Here is a 5806-nt window from a genome sequence, read left to right on the forward strand (position 1 = left end):
GTGTATACCTTCTCCGATATCTGGGAGTCTAAATTGGAATGCCACTGAGTTCAACCTCCTATATTAAATCATACTTAGGGCTTTGAATAAAGTCCTTTATCTTGTAATTCTTCTAATGCGAATTACTTCCTCAAGCAGTTACTACCATTCCGATTACTCAAGATAGTTAAAACTTCAAGACTTTAGTCGCCGTTTCAATAATGTCTTTATAATTAGGGAGCCATACTGTTTCAGCTTGAGAAAACGGGAATACTGTATCAGCAGCAGCCACTCGTAGTACTGGTGCATCCAAGCTCAAAATAGCACGTTCGTTAATTTCCGCGACAACATTCGCTGCTATGCCAGCTTGCTTTTGTGCTTCTTGAACAACGATAGCGCGTCCAGTTTTTTCTACTGAAGCAATGATTGTATCAATATCCAATGGAGATACAGTTCGTAAGTCAACAACTTCAACCGAATGACCTTCCTTAGCCAATTCTTCAGCTGCCTTGATTGATTCCTGTACCATCGCACCATACGTAATAATGGATAAATCCGTTCCCTCTCTTTTCACATCCGCTTTTCCTAATGGAATTGTATATTCTTCCTCAGGAACTTCCTGACGGAAAGAGCGGTACAATTTCATGTGCTCAAGGAAAATGACAGGGTCATTATCACGAATCGCTGAAATCAATAAGCCTTTAGCATCGTAAGGAGTGGAAGGGATAACTACCTTTAACCCTGGTTGCTGAGCCATTAAACCTTCTAAGCTATCCGCATGCATTTCCGGAGTATGCACTCCACCTCCAAAAGGTGAGCGAATTGTAACCGGCGCACTGTAACGTCCGCCTGAACGGTAGCGCATACGAGCAAGCTGACCGCTTACGGAATCCATTACTTCATATATAAAACCGAAGAATTGAATTTCAGGAACAGGACGGAAACCTTGTAAAGAAAGACCGACCGCTAATCCACCGATTCCAGATTCAGCAAGAGGTGTATCGAATACACGATCTTCGCCGAATTCTTTTTGAAGATTTTCCGTTGCACGGAAAACTCCACCATTAAGACCAACATCTTCTCCAAAAACGAGTACATTCTCGTCATTTTTAAGTTCTGTACGTAATGCTTCTGTAATTGCTTGAATCATCGTCAATTGAGCCATGGCTTACTTCGACTCCTTCTCTTTATAAATTTCATATTGTTCTTTTAAGTTATAAGGCATTTCTTCATACATGTTTTCAATAAGGTCTGTCACCTTTTGCTTAGGTTCTGCATCTGCCATTTTGATTGCTTCTTTAATATCGTCTTTTGCTTTTTCTATTGTTTCGTTCTCTAATTCTTCATTCCAGAGTTTTTTGTTTTCCAAGAACTTGCGGAAACGAACCAATGGATCTTTCAATTCCCACTCATTATCCATATCAGAAGTACGGTAACGTGTCGGGTCATCTCCAGCCATCGTATGTGGTCCATAACGGTAAGTTAATGTTTCAATCAATGTAGGGCCCTCACCATTAATTGCACGTTCACGAGCTTCTTTAACTGCTGTATAAACGGCCAATGCATCCATACCATCAACTTGGATACCAGGAATACCTGCAGCCACACCCTTTTGGGCTAATGTTTTCGATGCTGATTGCAATTCAACAGGTGTTGAGATTGCAAAACGGTTATTTTGTACGATGAAAATAGCTGGTGCTTTAAATGCACCTGCAAAGTTGATTCCTTCGTAGAAGTCCCCTTGTGATGTACCACCGTCACCCGTATATGTGATTGCTACTGCTTTTTTACCGCGCTTTTTCATACCTAAAGCTACACCTGCAGCCTGAATATACTGAGCACCGATAATAATTTGCGGTGAAATTACATTAACATCTTCCGGGATTTGATTCCCTTTAAAATGTCCCCTTGAGAATAAGAATGCTTGCCAAAGCGGCAGACCATGCCAAACAATTTGCGGCACATCACGATAACCTGGAAGAATGAAATCTTCTTTCTCCAATGCATACTGGGAAGCGATTTGCGAGGCTTCTTGACCGGCAGTCGGTGCATAGAACCCTAATCTCCCTTGACGGTTCAATGAAATTGAACGTTGATCCAAGATACGCGTATAAACCATGCGGCGCATTAATTCTTGTAGTTGTTCATCACTTAAATCAGGCATTGCCGCTTCGTTAACGACTTCTCCCTCTTCATTTAAAATTTGAAAAGTTTCAAATTGTTCTTCCACTTTCTTAAGCTGATTCTGAACATTAAATTTAGCTTGTTTAGTTTTTTGAGCCATTTGGCACCTCATCCTTTCATTAAAAAGGTTTGCTATTATTATTCTATAAGCAAAAATATTTTGCTTTATAGTTTCTTCAACAATTCATTCTTTTATTTTTCCCTTAAGCCTAATCCCTCAAACGTGGATATGGTTAATATGTCTCAATCTTATTCTGTACCATAAAAAAAATCAAGAAAAATGATACAAGAACTTTTATAAATTTAGTTTACAAGATGCATTCACGTCAAGTCAATCACTTGTATTTCCTTATTTTTTAGATTTAATAGAATTTCCAACACCAAATCTTCATCACTGTGTTAGTTTTGATTTTGTAACTGTACTATAAATTTTCATCCTTTTTTTAATTTATAGGTACTGAAGTATAATATTTCACTTCCATTGACTATCCTATTGATTCCCAAATTGCTTTAACTAAAGGCATTTGAGACTTTAAAATAATATTTCGAGAAAATTTTTAAACGCTTTCATTTCATTCTGCTGTTAGATTTTCTATTTTAGAATTTTTTTAGTACAGTTTCTTCATTTTTTATATTTAGGAGTTCTTTTATATATTGAATAAAAAAATTATTCTAGAATTTTTTAGTTAATAAACTATTTGAATGCATAAAAAATAGGCTATGGGTATTACCCACAGCCCATTAAATAATTATTTTTTGGTTAAATCTGCCATTTCTATACCTGAACTGTTGTAAAAACTTTCTTTTTTCTGATTAGATTTTTCAGTTAATTCATTAAATTGGCTATTCGTTTTCAACACTTTAGTATATGAGGTATTGATTTTCTTGATTTGGCCTTGTAACTCATCCATTTTCAAATCTTCTTTTTTAAATAGTTCATACAATTCACGATCATACTTTAAGCTTTGCTGATAAGCTTCATATAGGTTATCGTACGTGCTATATCGTTCACTCATTATCTTATTCATTTCAGTGGCTTCTTTTTTTACCTTCTTATTTTCTATTTTCCCAATTTGTTCTTCTATCTTATTAAATTGTTTCTTTGAGGCCTGCATACTGTTATGTTCTTTTTCAATAATAGCCTCGCGTTCATCAATATTCTTAGTTGCTTCATCTGAAAGTTCAACAATTTGTTCATATTCATTCATTCCAAGTTTAATAATTTTATCATATTGCTCTTTTTCTTTATTCTCCAATTTATTAAGTGGCTCTTGATGCTCGGTAAAATCACTTTCCTTCTCCGTAGTTTTTTCAAGAATTTTATGGATTTTTTCTTCCGGTGAACTACTAAAACAACCGGTCATAATTGTTAAGGAAAGAAGTAAAACAAAATATAGACGAAAACGTTTCAACATCGACAGCTCCTCCTGATAGTTCTTTGAAGTAGGATATTTTTCTACTCATCTGTTTTAGAAGATTGCAGACTCTCGTACTAATCATATTCTAAGCAGGAATTTTCCATTACTGGGCTTTAGCCTACACCCTTTAAACCGTACTGCATAGGCTGTAGAGACCGTTTCAACTAAGAGTGGTCAATACTTTAACAATATAAAAACGGAGGTATAAAATTATGTATGGAGGTTACACCCAGGATTGTTGTTATCCGGTTTCCGCTGCACCCAGCTACGGTTATGGTGGACATTGTGGAGGCGGGGGCTGCTTTGGAGGCGGCTTTGCTCTAATCATCGTACTTTTCATCCTGCTTATCATTGTCGGCGCCTGCTTCTGCTAAACAGATTATTACTACTACCTTTACCCGAATATGTTATCTATTTACCCTGATTTCACAAAAAAATGAATGATTTTTTAAAAAAAGATCACAATCGGTTTATACAATCATGATAGGGAAAGGGATTTGAGTATTGATCCTATCTCTATCATGTACTCTTTTATCAATCCAAAAGCCTATGTATACAGTCCATTAACTTTTCGCATTTTTTTTGTTAAAATAACCCTATACATATATTATAAATTTTTAATGGGGTGAAAGATTATGCTTACTATGGATGATTTTGTTAACGAAGACGATCCAATATTAAGGAAAGTCGCGTTGGAAGTACCACTGCCGGCTTCTGATGAAGATAAGCAACTTTTAGCCAGCTTGATGGAATATGTCCAAAATAGCCAGAATCCTGAAATTTCAGCTCAATATGGTTTAAGAGCTGGGATAGGCTTGGCCGCACCACAGGTAAATGTTTCAAAACGGATGATTGCCGTTCATTTAAAAGATAAAAATGGTGAACTGTATAGCTACGCTCTTTTCAATCCTAAACTCATTAGCCATTCAGTGGAGAAAGCCTACTTAACGACAGGTGAAGGTTGTCTTTCCGTTAATCGTCCAATCTCTGGTTATGTACCACGTTATGCTCGAATAATGGTATCAGGTACGACTCTGGATGGAACACTGGTTCAGCTCCGCTTAAAAGGGACCGCAGCCATTTGCTTTCAACATGAAATCGACCATCTGAACGGAATCTTGTTTTATGATCATATTAATCCAATAGAACCCTTTACCATTCCAGAAAATTCCTTTGCGGTAGAAAGATGAGCTAACTAAGTGATAAAAAACTCCCATCAGTTGACGGGAGTTTTTAAGTTCTAGATCAGATCAAGTTCTTTTAATCCGTAAAGTATACCATCATTATCGACATCCTTCGTTACAAAGTCGGCCTCCTGCTTCAAAAGCTGACTGGCATTCCCCATTGCCACGCCATATCCCGCTACTTTTAACATCTCTATATCATTTAACCCATCCCCGAATGCATAAACGTCCTCAAGGCCAAATCCGACTTTTTCCATTAATATCTTTATACCTTCTGCCTTTGAACCACCGAATGGAAGTACATCCGTCGAATATGTATGCCATCTAATAAAATGAAATTTATCATACTGACCAACGAATTTCCCTTCTTCATCCTCAGAGCAAAATAATAAGGCCTGGTATATGTCATGATCTTCGTAAAAATCGGCATGAAGTTCTGGATGTGGAAACTTCAGACTGCTTAATGCCTCTTCAATTCTGCTATGATGCGGTACACTAGATTTCATTGTCTCTTCATTCATAAATACAATTGGTATATTATTTTTTTCAGAATGTTCGTGAAGCCTTTTTATTTCAGACAAACTTAAAGGATTTTTGTAAATGACTTCACCTTCAAAAACAACATATTGTCCATTAAAACTTACGAATGTATCGATGCCAAGCTCTTCCCTTAAAGATTCAAACATGAACGGAGCCCTACCTGTAGCAATCGCAACAAAAACCCCATTGTCCTGTAATTGCTTAATAGCTTTCTTCGTTGAGGCAGGTAGCTTTTTTTCATGATCTAGTAATGTTCCATCAATATCAAAGAATACGATTTTCACTAACTCTTCACTTCCAATTCATTCAGTTTTCCTTTTTTTAATATGTACCCATTTAATAATTGTCATAAAGATAAGTCAAGTAACTCACCTGTCAATTAACATTTATTGCTACGTTTTTTATTTACAAATGAGCATATACTACTGTAAATAAAATTCATTAAAGCTCAACTTATTCTCCCTACTCTCTCCTCCCAAATCTGCGCCTTTACTATATTAC

Annotated in this window: 6 protein-coding genes; 2 read left to right on the top strand and 4 right to left on the bottom strand. The window is 36.4% G+C overall.

The features are described 5' to 3' along the window. Positions 1 to 166 precede the first annotated feature (166 nt). The 3 genes from AC1DUW_RS19690 to AC1DUW_RS19700 all read right to left on the bottom strand — a co-directional run bounded on the left by AC1DUW_RS19690 (position 167) and on the right by AC1DUW_RS19700 (position 3578). Positions 167 to 1144 (bottom strand): alpha-ketoacid dehydrogenase subunit beta, encoded by a 978-nt coding sequence (locus tag AC1DUW_RS19690; protein ID WP_053345166.1) that lies wholly within the window; start codon positions 1142 to 1144, stop codon positions 167 to 169. A gap of 3 nt (positions 1145 to 1147) precedes the next feature. After that, on the bottom strand, positions 1148 to 2263 hold the full coding sequence (gene pdhA / locus AC1DUW_RS19695; RefSeq protein ID WP_053345165.1) for a pyruvate dehydrogenase (acetyl-transferring) E1 component subunit alpha: 1116 nt from the start codon (positions 2261 to 2263) through the stop codon (positions 1148 to 1150). Between the two features lie 649 nt (positions 2264 to 2912). After that, positions 2913 to 3578 (bottom strand): YkyA family protein, encoded by a 666-nt coding sequence (locus AC1DUW_RS19700; RefSeq protein WP_477643261.1) that lies wholly within the window; start codon positions 3576 to 3578, stop codon positions 2913 to 2915. Positions 3579 to 3793: 215 nt separating this feature from the next. Here AC1DUW_RS19700 and AC1DUW_RS19705 point away from each other — a divergent pair, with 215 nt between their 5' ends. Both AC1DUW_RS19705 and def read left to right on the top strand, forming a co-directional pair. Then, the gene (locus AC1DUW_RS19705; protein WP_083450682.1) at positions 3794 to 3955 is read left to right on the top strand and encodes a YjcZ family sporulation protein; all 162 of its coding nucleotides are present in this window, start codon (positions 3794 to 3796) and stop codon (positions 3953 to 3955) included. 261 nt (positions 3956 to 4216) lie between these two features. Continuing rightward, positions 4217 to 4771: a peptide deformylase gene (gene def, locus AC1DUW_RS19710; RefSeq protein WP_252432184.1), complete on the top strand. Its 555-nt coding sequence runs from the start codon at positions 4217 to 4219 to the stop codon at positions 4769 to 4771. A 50-nt stretch (positions 4772 to 4821) separates the two neighbouring features. Here def and AC1DUW_RS19715 read toward each other — a convergent pair whose 3' ends face one another. Continuing rightward, a complete protein-coding gene (locus tag AC1DUW_RS19715; RefSeq protein WP_236694876.1) occupies positions 4822 to 5589 on the bottom strand; it encodes a Cof-type HAD-IIB family hydrolase in 768 nt (255 codons plus the stop codon). Between the last annotated feature and the right edge of the window lie 217 nt (positions 5590 to 5806).

It is taken from the genome of Peribacillus sp. P4_C12, from assembly GCF_056402095.1.

Bases quoted from the DNA above. Each gene is read 5' to 3' on its own strand.
- AC1DUW_RS19690 (WP_053345166.1), bottom strand. From the start codon at position 1,144: ATGGCTCAATTGACGATGATTCAAGCAATTACAGAAGCATTACGTACA.
- pdhA (WP_053345165.1), bottom strand. From the start codon at position 2,263: ATGGCTCAAAAAACTAAACAAGCTAAATTTAATGTTCAGAATCAGCTT.
- AC1DUW_RS19700 (WP_477643261.1), bottom strand. From the start codon at position 3,578: ATGTTGAAACGTTTTCGTCTATATTTTGTTTTACTTCTTTCCTTAACA.
- AC1DUW_RS19705 (WP_083450682.1), top strand. From the start codon at position 3,794: ATGTATGGAGGTTACACCCAGGATTGTTGTTATCCGGTTTCCGCTGCA.
- def (WP_252432184.1), top strand. From the start codon at position 4,217: ATGCTTACTATGGATGATTTTGTTAACGAAGACGATCCAATATTAAGG.